At 50.9% G+C, this 18942-nt stretch carries 21 protein-coding genes and 1 other RNA gene; 7 read left to right on the top strand and 15 right to left on the bottom strand.

The window, feature by feature from the left end:
• Window positions 1-34: 34 nt before the first annotated feature.
• The gene (locus A1WG_RS17935) at window positions 35-1369 is read left to right on the top strand and encodes a MocR-like pyridoxine biosynthesis transcription factor PdxR (RefSeq protein ID WP_001516920.1); all 1335 of its coding nucleotides are present in this window, start codon (window positions 35-37) and stop codon (window positions 1367-1369) included.
• Window positions 1370-1424: 55 nt separating this feature from the next.
• Here A1WG_RS17935 and A1WG_RS17940 read toward each other — a convergent pair whose 3' ends face one another.
• A complete protein-coding gene (locus A1WG_RS17940) occupies window positions 1425-1754 on the bottom strand; it encodes an ElaB/YgaM/YqjD family protein (protein WP_000483312.1) in 330 nt (109 codons plus the stop codon).
• A gap of 150 nt (window positions 1755-1904) precedes the next feature.
• On the opposite strand from A1WG_RS17940, the gene A1WG_RS17945 reads away from it, so the two are divergent.
• The gene (locus A1WG_RS17945; RefSeq protein WP_000281311.1) at window positions 1905-2249 is read left to right on the top strand and encodes a DUF2002 family protein; all 345 of its coding nucleotides are present in this window, start codon (window positions 1905-1907) and stop codon (window positions 2247-2249) included.
• Between the two features lie 36 nt (window positions 2250-2285).
• Here the strand turns inward: A1WG_RS17945 and alaE are convergent, their stop codons facing one another.
• Complete coding sequence (gene alaE / locus A1WG_RS17950) at window positions 2286-2735, bottom strand: L-alanine exporter AlaE (protein WP_000492662.1); 450 nt, start codon at window positions 2733-2735, stop codon at window positions 2286-2288.
• 666 nt (window positions 2736-3401) lie between these two features.
• Between alaE and stpA the strand changes: the two genes are divergently transcribed.
• On the top strand, window positions 3402-3803 hold the full coding sequence (gene stpA / locus A1WG_RS17955) for a DNA-binding protein StpA (protein WP_000115376.1): 402 nt from the start codon (window positions 3402-3404) through the stop codon (window positions 3801-3803).
• Between the two features lie 46 nt (window positions 3804-3849).
• Here the strand turns inward: stpA and A1WG_RS17960 are convergent, their stop codons facing one another.
• Window positions 3850-4374 (bottom strand): rhodanese family protein, encoded by a 525-nt coding sequence (locus tag A1WG_RS17960; RefSeq protein ID WP_001229434.1) that lies wholly within the window; start codon window positions 4372-4374, stop codon window positions 3850-3852.
• 9 nt (window positions 4375-4383) lie between these two features.
• Complete coding sequence (locus tag A1WG_RS17965; protein WP_001516919.1) at window positions 4384-4683, bottom strand: ArsR/SmtB family transcription factor; 300 nt, start codon at window positions 4681-4683, stop codon at window positions 4384-4386.
• Window positions 4684-4865: 182 nt separating this feature from the next.
• On the opposite strand from A1WG_RS17965, the gene A1WG_RS17970 reads away from it, so the two are divergent.
• Both A1WG_RS17970 and kbp read left to right on the top strand, forming a co-directional pair.
• The gene (locus A1WG_RS17970; RefSeq protein ID WP_000508177.1) at window positions 4866-5024 is read left to right on the top strand and encodes a YqaE/Pmp3 family membrane protein; all 159 of its coding nucleotides are present in this window, start codon (window positions 4866-4868) and stop codon (window positions 5022-5024) included.
• Between the two features lie 83 nt (window positions 5025-5107).
• Window positions 5108-5557: a potassium binding protein Kbp gene (gene kbp / locus A1WG_RS17975; RefSeq protein WP_001516918.1), complete on the top strand. Its 450-nt coding sequence runs from the start codon at window positions 5108-5110 to the stop codon at window positions 5555-5557.
• A 3-nt stretch (window positions 5558-5560) separates the two neighbouring features.
• Here kbp and csiR read toward each other — a convergent pair whose 3' ends face one another.
• The 8 genes from csiR to smpB all read right to left on the bottom strand — a co-directional run bounded on the left by csiR (window position 5561) and on the right by smpB (window position 14834).
• The gene (gene csiR / locus A1WG_RS17980; RefSeq protein WP_001516917.1) at window positions 5561-6220 is read right to left on the bottom strand and encodes a DNA-binding transcriptional regulator CsiR; all 660 of its coding nucleotides are present in this window, start codon (window positions 6218-6220) and stop codon (window positions 5561-5563) included.
• 20 nt (window positions 6221-6240) lie between these two features.
• A complete protein-coding gene (gene gabP, locus A1WG_RS17985; RefSeq protein ID WP_000531675.1) occupies window positions 6241-7641 on the bottom strand; it encodes a GABA permease in 1401 nt (466 codons plus the stop codon).
• Window positions 7642-7966: 325 nt separating this feature from the next.
• Window positions 7967-9247: a 4-aminobutyrate--2-oxoglutarate transaminase gene (gabT, locus tag A1WG_RS17990; RefSeq protein WP_001516916.1), complete on the bottom strand. Its 1281-nt coding sequence runs from the start codon at window positions 9245-9247 to the stop codon at window positions 7967-7969.
• Between the two features lie 13 nt (window positions 9248-9260).
• Entirely contained in the window at window positions 9261-10709 is a 1449-nt protein-coding gene (gene gabD, locus A1WG_RS17995) for an NADP-dependent succinate-semialdehyde dehydrogenase (protein WP_001516915.1), read from the bottom strand.
• A 22-nt stretch (window positions 10710-10731) separates the two neighbouring features.
• Window positions 10732-12000: an L-2-hydroxyglutarate oxidase gene (gene lhgO / locus A1WG_RS18000; RefSeq protein WP_001516914.1), complete on the bottom strand. Its 1269-nt coding sequence runs from the start codon at window positions 11998-12000 to the stop codon at window positions 10732-10734.
• 19 nt (window positions 12001-12019) lie between these two features.
• Window positions 12020-12997, bottom strand: a complete 978-nt coding sequence (gene glaH, locus A1WG_RS18005; protein WP_001516913.1) for a glutarate dioxygenase GlaH — start codon at window positions 12995-12997, stop codon at window positions 12020-12022.
• 776 nt (window positions 12998-13773) lie between these two features.
• Window positions 13774-14136, bottom strand: a transfer-messenger RNA (tmRNA) gene (gene ssrA / locus A1WG_RS22850).
• Window positions 14137-14351: 215 nt separating this feature from the next.
• The gene (smpB, locus tag A1WG_RS18010; protein WP_000162574.1) at window positions 14352-14834 is read right to left on the bottom strand and encodes an SsrA-binding protein SmpB; all 483 of its coding nucleotides are present in this window, start codon (window positions 14832-14834) and stop codon (window positions 14352-14354) included.
• A 170-nt stretch (window positions 14835-15004) separates the two neighbouring features.
• Between smpB and ratA the strand changes: the two genes are divergently transcribed.
• Both ratA and A1WG_RS18020 read left to right on the top strand, forming a co-directional pair.
• A complete protein-coding gene (gene ratA, locus A1WG_RS18015) occupies window positions 15005-15442 on the top strand; it encodes a type II toxin-antitoxin system toxin RatA (protein ID WP_010376629.1) in 438 nt (145 codons plus the stop codon).
• On the top strand, window positions 15432-15722 hold the full coding sequence (locus tag A1WG_RS18020) for an RnfH family protein (RefSeq protein ID WP_001117829.1): 291 nt from the start codon (window positions 15432-15434) through the stop codon (window positions 15720-15722). Before ratA ends, A1WG_RS18020 begins: the two co-directional genes overlap by 11 nt.
• A 56-nt stretch (window positions 15723-15778) precedes the next feature.
• On the opposite strand, the gene bamE is transcribed toward A1WG_RS18020, so the two are convergent.
• The 3 genes from bamE to nadK form a co-directional block, all read right to left on the bottom strand.
• The gene (bamE, locus tag A1WG_RS18025; protein WP_001203438.1) at window positions 15779-16123 is read right to left on the bottom strand and encodes an outer membrane protein assembly factor BamE; all 345 of its coding nucleotides are present in this window, start codon (window positions 16121-16123) and stop codon (window positions 15779-15781) included.
• Window positions 16124-16271: 148 nt separating this feature from the next.
• Window positions 16272-17933, bottom strand: coding sequence for a DNA repair protein RecN (recN, locus tag A1WG_RS18030; protein WP_001516912.1), 1662 nt, complete (start codon window positions 17931-17933; stop codon window positions 16272-16274).
• Window positions 17934-18018: 85 nt separating this feature from the next.
• Entirely contained in the window at window positions 18019-18897 is an 879-nt protein-coding gene (nadK, locus tag A1WG_RS18035; protein WP_001059172.1) for an NAD(+) kinase, read from the bottom strand.
• Window positions 18898-18942: the final 45 nt, after the last annotated feature.

The following is an 18942-nucleotide window of genomic DNA, read 5'->3' as shown; positions in this document are numbered from 1 at the left end:
AGAGAGCCATAAATTACGTAAAAAAGCAGACCATATGCCGCGTTATCAGGAAATCGCCCGTCAGTTAAAAACGGCTATTGAGCAAGGGGAACTGAAACCTGGCGCAAGGCTACCTTCCAGCCGAACCTGGTCGCAGGAACTGGGCGTGTCTCGCTCCACAGTCGAAAATGCTTATGCTGAGCTGGTGGCACAGGGCTGGCTGGTCAGGCGGGGGCAGGCAGGCACCTTTGTCAGCGAACAGATACATCCACAAAAATCATCTTCTGATGTCGTCGTCTTTGCCGGTGAAAGCGAGCAGCCGTTGCCGTTTCAAATGGGATTACCCGCACTCGATCTCTTTCCGCGTGAGCTGTGGGCGCGGGTGATGGGCCGTCGCCTGCGAACCCAGACGCGTTTTAATTTGGCGTTAGGCGATGTCTGCGGCGAGGCGGCGTTGCGCGAGGCAATTGTTGATTATCTACGTGTCTCGCGCGGAATTGAGAGCCAGCCTGAGCAGGTATTTATCACACACGGTTATGCGGCATCGATGAGCTTAATTTTGCGTGCACTGGCGGAACCGGGAGACGGGATGTGGATGGAAGATCCCGGTTTTCCACTGATTCGTCCGATTGTCACTCGCCACGGTGTGAACGTTTTTCCTGTGCCTGTTGACGACAACGGACTGCATGTCACAAGCGGAATACAAAATTATCCTGATGCGCGTTTTGCTCTGATCACTCCGGCACATCAAAGCCCGCTGGGTGTTGCGCTCTCTTTGGCGCGCAGGCACCAGGTGCTGGAATGGGCAGAGCGTAGTCAGGCATGGGTTATTGAAGATGATTACGACAGTGAGTTCCGCTATCACGGTAAGCCGTTACCGGCGCTGAAAAGTCTCGATGCGCCGCAGCGGGTGATTTATGCCGGAACATTTAGCAAATCGCTTTTCCCGGCACTGCGCTGTGCGTGGCTGGTGGTGCCGGTGGAGCAGATTGCGCAATTCCGCCAACAGGCATCGCTGGAGCCATGTGCTGTGCCTGTTCTATGGCAGAACACTCTGGCAGATTTCATTCGTGATGGGCATTTCTGGAGGCATCTGAAGAAAATGCGTCAGCACTATGCTCAGCGTCGGCAGTGGATTGAGCAGGCGCTTACGCAACAGGGATTTCAGGTTGTACCGCAAAAAGGGGGAATCCAGATGGTTATCAGCATGATGGGCGATGATATTGCCTACGCGCGTAAAGCTAATGCCGCTGGCCTTGCGGTGCAGGCATTAAGTACCTGGCGTATTCGGTCAACCGGGAAAGGAGGATTGCTGCTCTCGTTTACCAATATCGTTAGCGAAAGCATGGCGCAGCAGGTGGCACAACAATTACGCGATGCCTTAAGTTAAAAACCCCGAAGTCAGGCTTCGGGGCCAGGGACGTGTATTTATTATCATTGTTCCACTACGATTTGCGCATACCTAACAGTGCACCGATAAAAATCCCTACCGCCGCCGCTGTACCCACGCTACACCAGGGTCTTTCACGAACAAAAGAATCAGCGCAACCCACGGCATCACGTGCGGCTTGTTGGACGCGAGTACGACCATGCATCCGCGCTCTGGTTTCTTTCAGTAGCGCCTGTGCTTTACTGCGTGCAGCTTCGGCTTCCCCTTTGGCGTCGCTACCCCAGGACTTCAATACAGATTCGAGGCTATCAGCTAATTGATTGACATCATTCTGAATATCCTGCACGCCATCATCGACGTCGTTGCGGTTAGGTCGGTTAAACATATGATCCCCCTTTGAATTCGATGTAATTTTCAGTGTAGACCATAATTTTCTTTGCTGAGACTCATCGCGGCTTTATGGACTTTTCTGAAAGCGTTGTGAATGCTCAATCAGGTAAGGTAGGCCCGCGGTAGATAATCACGAGGATAAAATATGTATTTACGACCAGACGAGGTAGCTCGCGTACTTGAGAAAGTCGGTTTTACCGTCGATGTGGTAACCCAGAAAGCATACGGTTACCGCCGTGGGGAACATTATGTTTATGTTAATCGCGAAGCACGAATGGGACGTACCGCACTGGTAATTCATCCAACATTAAAAGAGCGTAGTTCGACGCTGGCAGAACCCGCTTCTGATATTAAAACCTGCGATCATTACCAGCAATTTCCGCTCTACTTTGCGGGCGAGCGACACGAGCATTACGGTATTCCGCATGGTTTTAGTTCGCGTGTTGCGCTTGAACGTTATTTGCATGGCTTGTTTGGCGAAACCAATTAAAGACGCGACTGGCATTGCCAGTCGCGAAAAGAAGAGTCAGGCTTTTACCTGCTGGTAACGGCTGACTTTAAATAGCCGGCGGCAGTAATCGAGGAAGTAGCCATAGACCGCCCCCATCAACATCGAAACAACGATGTTTGAACTGACCGCAGCCATAATCTGGTGCCAGTCGGCGCCCACTACCAGCAAGATCGCCATATACACCGGTGACTGAAACGTCACATAAGCCAGAATATCTGCCAGATTTTTTATCCATCCAGACTGGCTAACTTTGCGTGCCGCGCGCATAAACAGATCCCGGTACATGCCGTATGGCCATGCAATTAAGATGTTCACCGGAATTGCCACTAACCTGGAGTAAAGAGACTGCTCGAAGCTCATTCCGGAGAGGAAAACTTCAATACACATGTTCACGACAGAACAGTAAACAACCATCGCGAACGTGTCTGCAACTGCATGACGCAAGCGTGACTGCGGTGAGAACATGCCAATGCTCCTTAATAAAAGCGAAATCGGATATGAATGAAAATGAATGCAGTGCTCTGAGCTGCCTGTTTCATCTTTGCATAGCGTATATCGCTGGATGCAAGTAATCAATTAGTGAAAAATTTTTATTTATTTTGTTTTCGTAGATAAAATATTCCGCGATGGCGTGTTTTTTGTACATTATGGATTTTTAAATGCTTATTCTAATAATATGATTTAAAATCATATTGTTATGTTGGTATTTTGACATGTTTGGCGGGGAAGGCTAAGGGAGGTAATGCTGCAAAGTGTAGGCAATCCGGCGTAAGTAGCGCTTTTACTCTATCTGGAATTTTTAGCGACTTAAAGCGACTAATGCCAGCATAAAATTTTAGGTGTTGAATTGTTGTTTTATTCGTTTTTTCTGTATATTTATTCGGAGGTTGTTGATTTGCCATCAGTGTCGATGAGACAGAGAGCACCTGACTATTTGCTAATGGCTGGAATGACTAAGCTAAATGGCTAATATATAATCTGAAATAATTATTAATCTATCTGGAAATAACGCTTGAAATAATATCACTGGCGATTGTAAATAGATTAAATTTTGTGGAAATATAATAAACGATCGCTTACACTACGCGGCGAAATACTTTTTTGTTTTGGCGTTAAAAGGTTTTCTTTATTATGTCTGTAATGTTACAAAGTTTAAATAACATCCGCACCCTTCGTGCGATGGCTCGCGAATTCTCCATTGACGTTCTTGAAGAAATGCTCGAAAAATTCAGGGTTGTCACTAAAGAAAGACGTGAAGAAGAAGAACAGCAGCAGCGTGAACTGGCTGAGCGCCAGGAGAAAATTAGCACCTGGCTGGAGCTGATGAAGGCTGACGGAATTAATCCGGAAGAGTTATTTGGTAATAATACTGCTGCACCGCGTGCAGGTAAAAAACGCCAGCCGCGTCCGGCGAAATACCAATTCACCGATTTTAATGGTGAAACCAAAACCTGGACCGGTCAGGGTCGTACACCGAAGCCGATCGCTCAGGCTCTGGCAGAAGGTAAATCTCTCGACGATTTCCTGATCTAATCACTGTTGCCGGATGTCGCCACGATGGCGCGTCCGGCGTCGTTACTCAAGCTCGCTGATTCCACGGCATCTTATCTAACAGCCTTGCCATCCCACAAAAACCGCTGATTCCTGCAAACATTAATCCAACACCGACAAATCCACTTAATAAGAAGAAGCTGCTATTAACGGCATAACCCAGTACGACGCCGATTAATATTAAACCACCAGCAGCGATCTGCACCTGACGCATTAATGGCAAAGGCTGGGATTTATTTTCAGCTACTGGAAATCCTGCTTTTTTCCAGCCATCAATTCCGCCTTCCAGTAAAAAAATATCTGCGGGGGAGGCAATCGCTTCTAATTTTTGCGCATTATTACTGGTTCGTTTTCCCGCCTGACAGTGGAATATAATTTGCTCGCTACGTAATTTTGCCGGGAGACCAGACTGTTCCAGCACAGATATCGGTGCCAGAGAGGCTTCTGGAATATGTTCACGAAGATATTCGTCGGCATCGCGAATATCGATTAACTTTGCACCGTGCGCGATTAATTCTTGTGCGTCATGCGGCGAAATTGTTGTCAAAGCCATGGTCACTCCTTACGGACAATAGACATTTTTCAGGGTGGCGATAATGGCATTTACCGCCTCATTTTTTATCGAATAAAGAACGCGCTGCGCATCCCGTTGGCTGTCGATAAGCCCTTCGTCACGCATACGAGCGAGATGCTGTGACGTTGCAGAGGCGCTAAGTCCGGTAATGCGAGCCAGTTCACCGGCGCTGGTGCAGGGTGAACCACAAAGCATGCATAGAATCAGCAGCCGTTTGGGGTGACTCATCGCTTTCAGCAAGGCCGCGGCCTGTTCGGCACTGGCCTGTAGTTGGGCTAGTTCAGTCATAGTTATTTAAGTATTTGCTAAATTAAGTAAACTCTAAACTAAAAATGCAACGTATACCAGCGTAAGCAGCGTAAATGAGGGTAAAAGCGTAGGCTGAAACGGCCAGGCTCCGCTAAAATCACTACGCTTAAGAGGTGAAATCTCTTTTTAAACAATGATTAATTTTCTTATAGGGAGTAAATATGGGTTTCTGGAGAATCGTCATCACCATCATTTTGCCACCGCTCGGCGTGCTGTTAGGTAAAGGATTTGGTTGGGCGTTCATCATTAATATCCTGCTGACGTTGCTTGGTTATATTCCTGGTTTAATTCACGCTTTTTGGGTGCAAACCCGCGATTAATCCTCTGCTCACCCACGCGGCGTAAACGCGCCGCGTTCCTCTGCTACACTTTCTGAGTGTTTCCATTAACGAATGAGGTAGCTATGGGTCTGTTCAATTTTGTGAAAGAGGCAGGAGAAAAGCTCTGGGATACCGTCACCGGTCAGCATGATAAAGACGATCAGGCGAAGAAGGTGCAAGAGCATCTGAACAAAACCGGTATTCCCGATGCCGATAAAGTGAATATTCAGATTGTCGATGGTAAAGCGACAGTCACAGGTGACGGCTTAAGTCAGGAAGCGAAGGAAAAAATCCTTGTTGCAGTGGGGAATATTTCCGGTATTGCCAGCGTGGACGATCAGGTAAAAACGGCGACGTCAGCAACTGCCAGCCAGTTTTATACCGTTAAGTCTGGCGACACCCTGAGTGCCATTTCCAAACAGGTTTACGGCAACGCCAATCTCTACAATAAAATCTTCGAAGCGAATAAACCGATGCTAAAAAGCCCGGATAAAATTTATCCAGGGCAGGTTTTGCGTATTCCTGAAGAGTGATCGTTATCCCGCCATCGCCTGCTGGATAATCGGAATCGGCGTCAGCAAATGTTGACGCATTAACTCACTGGCGCGCGCAGTATCTCGCGCCAGCACAGCGTCGGTTAAAATTTGATGCTGATCGCGTTTATCTTCCAGCATTTCTACTGAAAGCACTGTTTGCCGCAGCCAGATGAATCTGTAGCGTGCCGCCAGATCAAACAAACGCTCGCGCATTTGTAGTAAATAATGGGAACCGCAGCCAGCCACAATCGCAGTATGAAATGCCTGATGGCGCTGGTCCCACTCATCAAGCATTTGCTCGCTGGCGTCAGAGGCTTCCAGTTTACCAAGCAAATGTGCTTTCGCGAGAATGTCAGCTTCCCATTCATCACTGCCACGGGCAATCGCCAGACTCACCAGCATCGCTTCCATATTGGCGCGGGCATCGAAAATATCGAGCAGTTCCTGCTCTGACATAGACGCCACCCGATATCCTTTTTGATTCACCACCGTAACCAGTCGTTCCGCTACCAGTTGCGAAAGGGCTTCCCGCAACGGCCCGACGCCGAGTGAATAGCGCGACGTCAGCAAACTCATTCGCAGTTTTTCATCCGGCTGAAAATGACCGCGAATAATATCGTTCTTCAGCCAGCGATAGCCATCCAGAGACGTAATGGTCATGGTGTGACTCCAGCTCAACGTTAATGCGTATTATGCGCGGGTAATTTTTGCCACATTATTAGCTTTTTCCAGCGCGCCATAATTGGCACGGTACAGATAATCCCTATTGCTAATAAGCCGGTGGAAATGACCTCGAGTTGCTGTGCCGGACGGAATAACATCACCACCAATACAAAGGTAATAAAGCTAATCACCAGCCAGGTAAGCCACGGATAAAGCCACATGCGCAGGCGAATTTCGCCGCCTTCTGCCAGCAGAATTTTACGCATCCGCAATTGTGAAACGGCGATGACTAAATAAACCAGCAGGGCGATGGCGCCGGAGCTGTCGATCAGGAATTTAAACACTTTCGCAGGCGCGTAATAGTTCACCACCACCGTTAAAAACGCCGCACCGGTCGAGAGTAATACAGCCACGTAAGGTGTTTTACTGCGGTTGATTTTGCCCATTACTGCAGGTGCATCACCGCGACGGCTCAGTGAGTAAAGCATTCGCGAGGCGGTATACAGCGCTGAGTTCAGGCAACTGGTCACTGATAGCAAAATAACGCAATCCATAATGAATTTTGCGTGCGGAATATTCAGCAGCTCCAGCACGGAACGGTAGGAACCCACGGTTTTCAGTCCTGGCATATTCCACGGGATGAGAGCCACGACGACAAAAATAGAACACAAATAGAAAATAGAGATACGCCAGATAACCGAGTTGGTGGCGCGAACAATATGTTTATCCGGCGTGTCGGATTCTGCTGCCGCGATGGTGACAATTTCCGCGCCCATAAACGAGAACATGGTGATAAGCATCGCGCTTAATACCGCACCAAAACCATTCGGCATAAAGCCGCCGCTATCCCATAATCTTGAGATACCACTCACTTCGGCATAAGGATAAAAACCGCTAATCGCCACTGCACCGAGGAAAATAAACGCCAGGATAGCAATCACTTTGCATATCGCTAACCAGAACTCAAATTCGCCGTAGTTTTTGACGCTTAATAAATTACTTCCGGTTAAGGCGAGGGTAATAACGAGGGAAAATAACCAGATGGGAATACCGGGAACCCATGAATGCAGGATCATGGCGGCAATGTTGGCTTCCAGCGGGATAACCAGTACCCAAAACCACCAGTACAGCCAGCCGATGGTATAGCCCGCCCAGCGGCCAATGGCTTTATCGGCATAGGTGGAAAAGGAGCCGGTGTCGGGCGTAGCAACCGCCATTTCCGCCAGCATTCGCATAATCATAACCACCAGTAATCCGGCGAACAGATAGGCCAGCAATACCGCCGGACCCGCTTCGGCTATAGCGACGCTGGAACCGACAAACAGACTTGCGCCGATAACACCGGCAATAGACAACATGGTGACGTGGCGTGATTTCAGCCCGCCGCCTAACTCATGTGGTTGCGATGATTGCCCCATCCTGAATCCTCTCGAAAGTGTGTCACTTGGGAGAGCGCCCCGACATTTCCCGCGTCGGGTCACGCGTTTAATTGTTATTAACTCTTTTTGCCGGAGAGCGGCTCCGCCTTATCCGGCCGACATAGATTTATTCCTGTTTACGTACAGATTGTCGGATGCGGCGTAAACGCCTTATCCGACCTGGATTCCCGTAGGCCGGACAAGACGCGAAGCGTCGCCTCCGGCATGGTGCGCCGAGTGTCGGATGCGGCGTAAACGCCTTATCCGACCTACATTTCCGTGGGCCGGGCAAGACGCAAAGCGTCGCCTCCGGCATGGTGCGGTGCTACTGCTTCGCCTCAGCAAAACACTGGCTGATGATCTCCAGACCCTGACGGATCTGAGCATCTTCAATGGTGAGGGGGACAAGGATGCGCAGTACGTTGTAATAAGGGCCGCAGGAGAGAAGAATCAGACCTTTATCGCGGGCGCGCGCTACGATCTCGGCGGTGAGTTTCGCATCCGGTTTGTCGTGATCGCCATTTTCAAACAACTCGATCGCAATCATCGCCCCCAGCCCGCGCACATCGCTGATCTCAGGGTGTTTTTCGGCTATTGCCAACAACCCGTCTTTCAGTTTCTGCCCCAGATCGTTGGCTTTTTGCAGCAGATTTTCCTGCTCGAACACCTTCAATACTTCCAGCGCCGCCACGCAGGCAATCGGGTTACCCGCATAAGTGCCGCCCAGACCACCTGGTGCGACGGCGTCCATCACTTCGGCACGTCCGGTGACGCCCGCCAGCGGGAAGCCGCCCGCGATCGATTTCGCAAAGGTGGTGAGATCCGGTGCAACGCCCATTTGCTCCATCGCAAACAGCGTACCGGTACGTCCCGCGCCGCTCTGGACTTCATCGGCAATCAGCATGATCCCGTGCTCGTCACACAGCGCGCGTAAACGTTGCATAAAGGCTGGCGTCGCGGCGTAGAAACCGCCTTCGCCCTGAACCGGCTCAATCACGATGGCGGCGATATCTTCCGGCGCAGCGTCATTTTTGAAGATTCGGTGGATACTGGCGATAGCGTCATCTTCACTGATGCCATGCAGTGGGCAAGGGTAAAGCGCGCGATAAACATGGCCCGGCATCAGCCCCATACCCGCAGAGTACGGATTCACCTTGCCGGTCAGCGCCAGCGTGTAGTGCGTGCGCCCGTGATACGCACCGCTAAAGGCGATGGTGCCGCTGCGTTTGGTGGCGGCGCGGGCGATTTTTACCGCGTTTTCCACCGCTTCCGAACCCGTGGTGACCAACAGCGTTTTTTTGGCGAAATCGCCCGGCACCTTCTGATTCATAATCTCGCACAACTCCAGATACGGCTCGTAAGCCAGCACCTGGAAGCAGGTATGCGACAGTTTTTTCAACTGCGCTTCCACCGCCGCAACCACTTTTGGATGCAGGTGCCCGGTATTGAGCACTGCAATCCCGCCCGCGAAATCAAGATACTCACGGCCTTCAACGTCCCACACCCGGCAGTTTTCCGCCCGGTCAGCGAAAATCGGGTGAATTTGCCCGACGCCACGGGGGATCGCCTGACTGCGGCGCTGCATTAACTCTTTATTGCTGCTCATTCGCGTTCTCCAGTTAAAGACCGATGCACATGTATTTGATTTCTAAGTAATCTTCGATGCCATACTTCGAACCTTCACGACCCAGACCCGAGGCTTTAATGCCGCCGAACGGGGCCACTTCATTGGAAATAATGCCGGTATTGATGCCGACGATGCCGTACTCCAGCGCCTCGCCCACGCGGAAGACGCGGCTTAAATCACGAGCGTAGAAGTAGGCGGCAAGGCCAAACTCGGTGTCATTGGCCTGCGCAATCACATCGGCTTCGTCTTTAAAGCGGAATAGCGGGGCGAGGGGGCCGAACGTCTCTTCTTTCGACACTTTGGCGTTGGCCGGAACGTCCACCAGTATGGTCGGCTGGAAGAAGTTGCCGCCGCGTTCGTGTGCTTTACCGCCGCAAACCACGCGCGCGCCTTTCTCCAGCGCATCGGCAATATGCTCTTCCACTTTTGCTACCGCTTTTTCATCGATCAGCGGTCCGATGGTGACGCCTTTTTCCAGTCCATCACCGATTTGCAGTTTGCTCACCGCCTGCTGCAATTTTTCGGCAAAGCGGTCATACACGCCGTCCTGCACGTATAAACGGTTGGCGCAGACGCAGGTTTGCCCGGCGTTGCGGAATTTTGAGGCCAGCGCGCCTTCCACGGCTTTGTCGAGATCGGCATCGTCAAAGACGATAAACGGCGCGTTGCCGCCGAGCTCCAGCGACACTTTTTTGATATCTTTCGCGCACTGTTCCATTAACTGGCGGCCAATTTCGGTCGAGCCGGTAAACGACAGCTTGCGCACCAGCGGGTTGCTGGTCAGTTCGTTACCGACCGCGCCCGCCGAACCGGTGACCACGTTAAACACGCCAGCCGGAATGCCCGCGCGGATCGCCAGCTCTGCCAGCGCTAGCGCAGAGAACGGCGTCTGACTGGCGGGCTTCAGCACCATCGTGCAGCCTGCCGCCAGTGCCGGACCGGCTTTGCGGGTAATCATCGCCGCCGGGAAGTTCCACGGCGTGATGGCCGCAGTAACGCCAATCGGCTGCTTGATCACAATCAGGCGCTTATCGGCCTGATGACCGGGAATAGTGTCGCCATAAATACGTTTGCCTTCTTCGGCAAACCACTCAATAAAGGAGGCGGCGTAGCTGATTTCGCCTTTCGCTTCAGCCAGCGGTTTGCCCTGTTCGAGGGTCATCAGGCGCGCTAAATCGTCCTGATGCTCCATCATCAAATTGAACCAGTTGCGCAGAATGGTGGCGCGTTCTTTGGCGGTGAGCGCACGCCAGGCGGGCAGGGCGCGGTTGGCGGCGTCGATAGCGGCACGGGTTTCATCAGCACCCATTTTCGGCACGCTACCCAGCTTGTCGCCGTTCGCCGGATTGGTGACATCGATGACCTCGCCATTGTTGGCGTCCAGCCATTCCCCGTTAATCAACGCCTGCTGGCGGAATAAGTTACTGTCGTTAAGTTTCATCGCTACATCCTGTTTTCAAAGGTTATTGATTAAATGCGGCGTGTAAGGCATCCACACTACGTGCCGCTCGCAGCGTGCGTCCGGGGTTACTCTGGCTTGCCAGCAGCGTTTGTACCTTGCTGACAATATGCGCACCAATAGGAATTGCTGATGTCGCTGCCGGGGAGGGCGCATTGCAGGTGTGGATCGTGCGCGGGGTGGTGACAAACAGAAAATCGTCAATCAGCTTGCCGTCCGGCGATACCGCCTGCGCCCGCACACCGGCGGGCCAGGGCTGGAGATCGCTTAACGAAAGCCGGGGACAATACTTTTGCACCAGCCGCAAATAGCCGCTTTTGCACAGCGAGTTTTTCATCTCGCCCAGTCCTGAGCGTAGGTGGTTTTGTAGCACCCGGCGAATCCCCGAAGAGCCCAAAATCTCCAGCGTGTCGCTAAATGAGAAGTCGCGCTTGCGATAGCCTTCGCGTTTGAAAGCCAGCACCGCGTTTGGCCCGACGGTCACGCTACCGTCGATCATCCGGGTGAGATGAACGCCCAAAAATGGCATCGCCGGGTCGGGGATGGGGTAAATCAGATGGTTAACAATCTGGTTATGCTCCGGCGCAAGGCGGAAATACTCGCCACGGAACGGGCAGATGATAAAGCCCGGTTCGAGGCCGAGCATTTTCACCAGCCGGTCAGCCATTAGTCCGGAACAGCTAATCAGCGTCGATGCTTCATATTCGTCGCCCTGACGGGTACGTATCACCACGCCGTTTTTATGCTCACTGAGCGCGCTGACTTCGGCGTTATAGATAATCTCACCGCCTCTGGCCTGGAAGATTTTTGCCATCGCCGCCGTCACTTCGCGATAGCTGACAATGCCGCTGGACGGCACAAAAATACCGCCAAGCCCGGTGATATTCGGTTCGCGCTCGCGCAGTTCGTCGGCGTTTAACCATTCGCGCTCGATCCCGTTCGCCGCCGTGCGTTTCCACAACGCGCGCATCCGTTCCATTTCGAGAGCGGACGTGGCGACCAGCATCTTGCCGCAGTTGTCGTAGTGAATGCCGTTTTGATCGCAAAAGGCTTTGGTGGCGCGGTTTCCCGCCAGGCAAAATTTCGCCTTCAGGCTGCCGGGCGTGTAATAGACCCCGGCATGGATCACACCGCTGTTGTGGCCCGTCTGGTGACAGGCCGGGCCGGACTCTTTTTCCAGCAACGCAATGCGGGCGTCCGGATAGACATCAATCAGTTGCATGGCGGTCGACATGCCGATGATGCCGCCGCCAATAATCACAAAATCATACATCCGCTCAATTCCTTTGCGCTTACTGATGCGTCTGGTAGTGGTTAGTGGCGTAAGCGAAATAGCCACGCTGGCGCATCAGTTCGCGACGCAGATCCGGATGCGCGGTAAAGCGGTCGCGACCGTGCAGCCAGAACAGGTTGTTAATCAACAGGAATTTGCCAACGGGAACGGGGACAGACAGAATGCCTTTGCTGGTTTCAATGGCGTCGGAAAGCTCGCTCAACCATACGCCTTCTTCGAAGTCTTTCGGCTGGACGAACTGGTCGATATAGCGCATCACCGGGCGCCCCTGCTGATCGACGTCGAACACCGGATGGAAGACATCTTTGCTGATGTTTTTACTTGGCGGTGCGGCAAAACGCATCGGACGGCGCGCCAGCGGGTGGCTGAAAAAGTGGTCCAGATGTTCCCAGTCATCGAGATGCAGCAGCAGCGAATTTCCGCCCTGCATGTTTTGTTCGTCGATTTTCATCATCAGCACGTAATCAGTGATCTCTTCGACATAGGTGCCGTCGTTATGCAACTCCATCACGCGGTGCGGCTGGCGCAGATAGCTGTCTGAGTTATCGACATTTTTCACCACAAAACGCGCATAATACTGACCGCTCATCGCATCGAAATTTGAGCGACCAATCAGATGCGCCACCGCCGTCGCCAGCTTCACCATCTCATCCGCCTGCTTCACATCATCGACACCTACCGCATTGATCAACAGCGCACCTTCAGCGCGGTTTAGCAACGTCTTCAACAGCAGCGGCTGTAGTTGGTTTGCACACAGATCGTCGAGAATTTTGCCCACCCGAAAACGCAGAAACGATTTGTACTCCAGCGCCTGCACGGGCCACTCGGCAACCTGTTCGAGAAACTGTTTGGTCGTCTGTTCGGTGAAGGTGAGTTCCAGCAGACGCGGGGATTGCGCCGACGGTATGAGGGTGAATCCGCTATAGTCCTGGCCTGAATCGACAGTATTGGTTTGTACGGCGGTCAGTGCATTCATCAGAAGCAATCCTCTTATGAGATGTAGGGTGACATGGCGATGCTCACTTCGTAGCCATAATCTAAAAATATCTACATTTCTGAAAAATGCGCACAAAAGAGACATATTGTTTTCTTATTGTGATCAAAAACAATTTTTTATTAACATATGGTGAGGTGAGTTATAGATGCTTTTTTAGAGAAATAATTATTTAAAATAATAAGTTAGTGATGGTTATAGGAGGTGAGTATTGGGTGTGATTTCAAACTTCAAAACAAACGTGTCCTGCGATTTAATACACGATTGAGTTAATTTGAAATAACCTGTTGTAAACAGGTGAGTTTTAGTTCTTCACCTGTTTGGCTGGGGGGAGAATAATGCGTAGTCTCCATACATTATGTAAGTATCCCGCATAATCGTGCCATTCACATTTAGAGACCCTTTTGCATTTCAGAAGAGCAACGTCCCCCTTGATTAAGGATAGAGTTGCATCGACCCGTTGAACTCAGAGCTCATAACAGACATTCATTTTTTATGGCTGAAAGGCATTCGTGGCTGGTTGGTATATGGAAGCTGTGAACGAAAAGAATGGTGCTTGTTGAGGGGATAGATGAAGCACAGCCAAATTAAGCAGATGAAAAAATAAAAAAGCCCGCATAAGCGGACTTCTATGTCACTAAAGAGCCGCGGCTCCTTTGCGTATCCTTTTTTGTCTCCTCACCGTCTGGTCGGTGTCCTGCTGAGACTGCTAACTTCCTGTTTTTGTTGGTGTTGTTCTTACACCGTCTAATCATGATTGGTGGAGCTGGCGGGAGTTGAACCCGCGTCCGAAATTCCTACATCCTCGGTACTACATGCTTAGTCAGTCTTTACATTCGCTTGCCAGCTGCGGACAGACACGCCACTAACAAACTAGCCTGATTAAGTTTTAACGCTTCAACCCCAGGCAGGGCTTCCACGCGATCTCTTTTGGGTTTGACCTCTCTTGATCCCCGTCCTAAGAGCGGAGGCTAGGGAGAGAGGGCTCTAAGCAGGTTATTAAGCTGCTAAAGCGTAGTTTTCGTCGTTTGCGACTATTTTTTGCGGCTTTTTACGAGGCCAACCGCCCCTCGGCATGCACCTTGGGTTTCGCAAATCCCGTCGAATCCAGAATCAGCCCCAATGTGTAACGGTGAGTATACCAGATTTGTGAGCGCCATGACCAGCCCCAATGGCGACATCGTCAAGGATTTAGCGCCTGCGTAGCATGATTTTTATTCGATTAAGCATGGGGATGACTACATCTGTGCTAAATATGATTATCAACAAGATGTTCATTCGCGCCACCGGAGAGGGGAGGCGCGGTGAGGGGCTGATCAGTATATGTTATGTAGGTTTAACGGTGAGCGTTTTTCATGATACGTGCTTTATCCACCTGCCATTCACGTTCTTTGATGTCAGAACGTTTATCGTGTTGTTTCTTACCTTTCGCGACACCAATTTTTACTTTGCACCAGGCATTTTTCCAGTACAGGGAGAGCGCCACTACGGTATAGCCTTCACGATTTACGCGACCGTACAATGAGTCCAGTTCGCGCTGGTTGAGAAGTAGCTTGCGAGTACGAGTAGGATCGCACACCACATGCGTGGAAGCCACAGCCATCGGCGTGATATTTGCGCCAAACAGGAACGCTTCTCCGTCGCGCAGAAGAACATAGCTGTCGCTAATATTGGCTTTTCCTGCGCGCAGGGATTTAACTTCCCAGCCTTGCAGGGCGAGTCCCGCTTCAAACTCTTCTTCAATAAAGTATTCGTGACGGGCGCGCTTGTTGAGCGCTATGGTTGCTGAACCAGGTTTATGTGCTTTTTTCTTCGTCATAAGCGTCGTGAATCATCGGTAATCTGAAATCGAAAACACCCCATATTAATCCTGCGGGGGACAAGGCTCTATCTTAGCATGAACCCGATGTTACCCAGTGCCGGGATAGCGTTTTTTTTACAGCAGGATAAATGATATTATTTGTTGGTTTTTTGTTGATGGAATTTGTTATGCCTCAAATTAGCCGGACCGCACTCGTACCCTACAGCGCGGAGCAAATGTATCAGTTAGTGAATGACGTTCAGTCTTATCCTCAGTTTTTGCCGGGTTGTACCGGAAGTCGGATTCTGGAGTCTACTCCTGGGCAGATGACCGCTGCGGTAGATGTCTCTAAGGCTGGGATCAGCAAAACGTTTACTACCCGGAATCAGTTGACCAGTAACCAAAGTATCCTCATGAATCTGGTTGATGGGCCGTTCAAGAAGTTGATCGGCGGTTGGAAGTTTACGCCGCTGAGCCAGGAGGCGTGCCGTATCGAGTTTCATCTCGATTTTGAGTTTACTAATAAGCTGATTGAACTCGCCTTTGGTCGCGTGTTTAAAGAGCTGGCGACTAATATGGTGCAGGCTTTCACTGTGCGAGCAAAAGAGGTTTATAGTGCCAGGTAAAATTGCCGTTGAGGTAGCTTACGCGTTACCAGAGAAGCAGTACCTGCAACGTGTGATGTTGCAGGAGGGAGCGACGGTTGAAGAGGCGATTCGCGCCAGCGGTTTGCTGGAATTGCGTACAGATATCGATTTAACTAAAAATAAAGTCGGCATTTACAGTCGTCCGGCAAAACTGAGTGATATCGTGCGCGATGGCGATCGTGTAGAGATTTATCGACCATTGATTGCCGATCCGAAAGAGCTTCGCAGGCAGCGGGCAGAGAAGTCAGCGAATAAATAGCAGGCAGAAAAAAGGTGCTCAGCGAGCACCTTTTTGATCGCTATAAACAGCAAATTTTATTCGTTGCCACTCAGTGCGGGTTTGTTATCAATATTGGTCAACACACCGCTGCTGTTAAAGGTCAGCGTCAGCGTTTGCTGCGTTACACCTTCATGACCTGGTTGTTGGCGGAAGACATAGAACCAGGTATTCGTACCAAATGGATCGGACATCAGCGGTGTACCCAATGCGTACGCAACTTGTTGTTGCGTCATGCCAACGCGTATTTTGGATACGTCGTTAGCGGTCAGATAGTTCCCCTGGTTGATGTCAGGACGGTAAACCACTCGCTCCAGAGTGGAACAGCCTGCGGTCAACATCAATAGTACTGCTGCGGCAGCAGTCAGCGTTTTACAGCGCATAGTGATTTGATTCCTTTTCGGGCCCGAGCAGTACGTGGCTCATCTGTAATATGCCGATGATAATAGACCTTTCGTCACTTTAAAACCTTTTGCTGTCGGGTCTTACGGCGTTTTGCTGTCTACTCTGACCGTGAAGCAGTAAAAAAGTTTACGCCGCAAGCAGTTCTTTCGCGTTCGCCAGGGTGTTGCGGGTAACTTCGCTACCACCAAGTAAGCGCGCCAACTCCTGTAACCGCGCCTTTTTATCCAGTGATTGCATATGTGTTTCTGTCATCGCGCCATCTGTTTCTTTGCTGACAAAATAGTGTTGATGACCGCATCCTGCGACTTGTGGCAGGTGGGTAACACACATTACCTGGGTTGATTCGCCAAGCTGACGTAGCAGTTTGCCGACGACTGCTGCAGTCGGGCCGCTGATCCCCACATCCACTTCATCGAAAATGAGCGCTGGCGTTTCCATTTTACGCGCTGTAATAACCTGAATCGCCAGAGCGATACGCGACAATTCACCACCGGATGCGACTTTGGCGATAGGCTGCATTGGCTGACCAGGGTTGGTGGTAACCCGAAACTCAATGCGGTCGGCTCCGTCAGCGCTCAGGTGATGCTCATCAAATTTCACATCAATCGTAAATTGCCCATGCGGCATGGAGAGTGCGTGCATACTGTCGGTGATCAGGTGCGCAAGTTCTGCTGCATAGTGCTGGCGTTGTTGGTGTAACGCGCGTGCCGTTTCCAGCGCCTGCTGATGGTGTTTAGTTACGGCCAGCGCGAGAGTTTCTTGCGAGTCGGCCTGATCGTCGAGTTGCTGTTGTTCTTCCAGCAGTGATTGATAATATTGTGGCAATGCTTCCGGGCTGACGTGGTGTTTACGTGCCAGTGAAATCTGTTTTGAGATACGTTGTTCAAGTTCGAACAACCGGTTAGGGTCGAGATCCAGACGATCGCAGTAGTGGCGTAATTCGTCACTGGCTTCAGCTATCTGGATTGTGGCCTCTTCCAGCATATCAAGTACACCGGACAGTTTGCTGTCCATACCAATCAGTTCGCTAACCAATTGTTTTGCTGTATAAAGCTGACTTTGCAGGTTTGCATCTTCGCCGTCGGCCATTAATGCCAGTGCATTCTGGCTTGTAGTCAGCAATTGACCGCTGTTAGCCAGACGCTTGTACTCTTCGTCGATTTGTTCAAACTCACCGGGCTGCGGATTAAATTCGTTCAGTTCTTTTAACTGATATTGCAGCAGTTCCGCGCGAGCGGCGCGTTCCTGACTTAACTGTTGATGATGCGCCAGGTCGCGGCAGCTTTGATGCCACAACTGATAACGAGCGGTCATTTCCTGGAGCAGAGAAGTTTCATTGGCGTAGCCATCAAGCAGGAATTTTTGGTGCTCGGCCTTGGTAAGTAACTGATGAGCATGCTGACCGTGGATCTGGATGAGCAACTGACCCAGTTCGCGCAGTTGTGACAGAGGAACGGCCGTGCCGTTGATGAAACCACGGGAGCGGCCATCGCTACTGATCACGCGACGAAGCAGGCATTCGCGGCCATCTTCCAGTTGGTTTTCTTCCAGCCAGCGCAGAGCCGCTGGCGTATCTTTAAGAGAAAAACGAGCGCACAGGTCTGCGCGAGCAGCGCCGGTACGCACCATGTCGGCTTCAGCGCGACCACCGAGACAAAGGCCGAGCGCATCTATTGCAATAGATTTGCCTGCGCCGGTCTCACCGGTTATTACGGTCATACCGCTGTGAAAATCAATCTCAAGCTCACGAACAATAGCAAAGTTGCTGATGGTCAGTTGTGCCAACATAGTCGTTTTCCTGTATGAAAAACCATTACTGTTATTGCGTACAGTATAAACTGGTTTTATATACAGTAAAGAGGCTGGTGTAAAATTAAAATAATTTTTTTGACCAGCCGAGTTTAGTGCTTAATGTATTGAAATAGCTGTAATCTTTTGGATGAATCAGATTCAGATGGTAATCACAACGACGAATCAGGACATCTTCACCTTCCTGAATCGGTAGCGCTATCTGGCTGTCGCAGCTAATTTCCAGATCGCTACGGCGGTGCGAAAAGCGCAGGCGAATTGTGCTGCTGCTGTTAATGACCAGCGGGCGCGCCGAGAGTGTATGCGGGAACATTGGCACCAGGGTAATTGCATCTAGTGATGGTGTCAGAATCGGGCCGCCCGCCGAGAGGGAATAGGCGGTAGAACCTGTAGGCGTAGAAATAATCAGTCCATCGGAGCGCTGAGAAAACGCAAAGATCTCGTCGATATACACTTCGAACTCAATCATATGCGCTACTTTACCTGGGTGAAGCACTACTTCGTTAATCGCTGTGCTGATGCGCTTCTGGCAATCTTGCTGGCAGACTTGTGCTTCCAGCAAAAAACGTTTTTCGCTGATGTAGTGGCCTTCCAGCACATCGGCTAACTGTTGTTGGGCGTTATCGGGGTCAAGGTCAGTCAGGAAACCCAGGTTGCCACGGTTGATGCCAATGACTTTAATGTCGTAGCGGGCGAGCGTGCGCGCCGCTCCCAGCATATTACCGTCGCCACCAACAACTACCGCGAGATCAGCCAGTTGTCCAATCTCCGCGAGTGTGCCAGTTTTCACATTCTTCAGTTGCAGTTCGTGAGCGATTTGCTGCTCAACGATGACCTCGTAACCTTTTGTGCACAACCAGCGGTAGAGCATTTCATGTGTTGTCAGTGCAGTAGGGTGCCGTGGGTGTCCCACAATGCCAATACACTTGAAATGATTATTCATTTTTCCGAGGTCCTTGTTGTGAAGATTGATGACAATGTGAGTGCT

It is taken from the genome of Escherichia sp. KTE96 (assembly GCF_000408525.1).
In the GTDB taxonomy this organism is placed as follows: Bacteria; Pseudomonadota; Gammaproteobacteria; order Enterobacterales; family Enterobacteriaceae; genus Escherichia; species Escherichia marmotae.
Note: the sequence above shows the minus strand (reverse complement) of the source record. Positions and strands in the feature narration are given on the sequence as shown.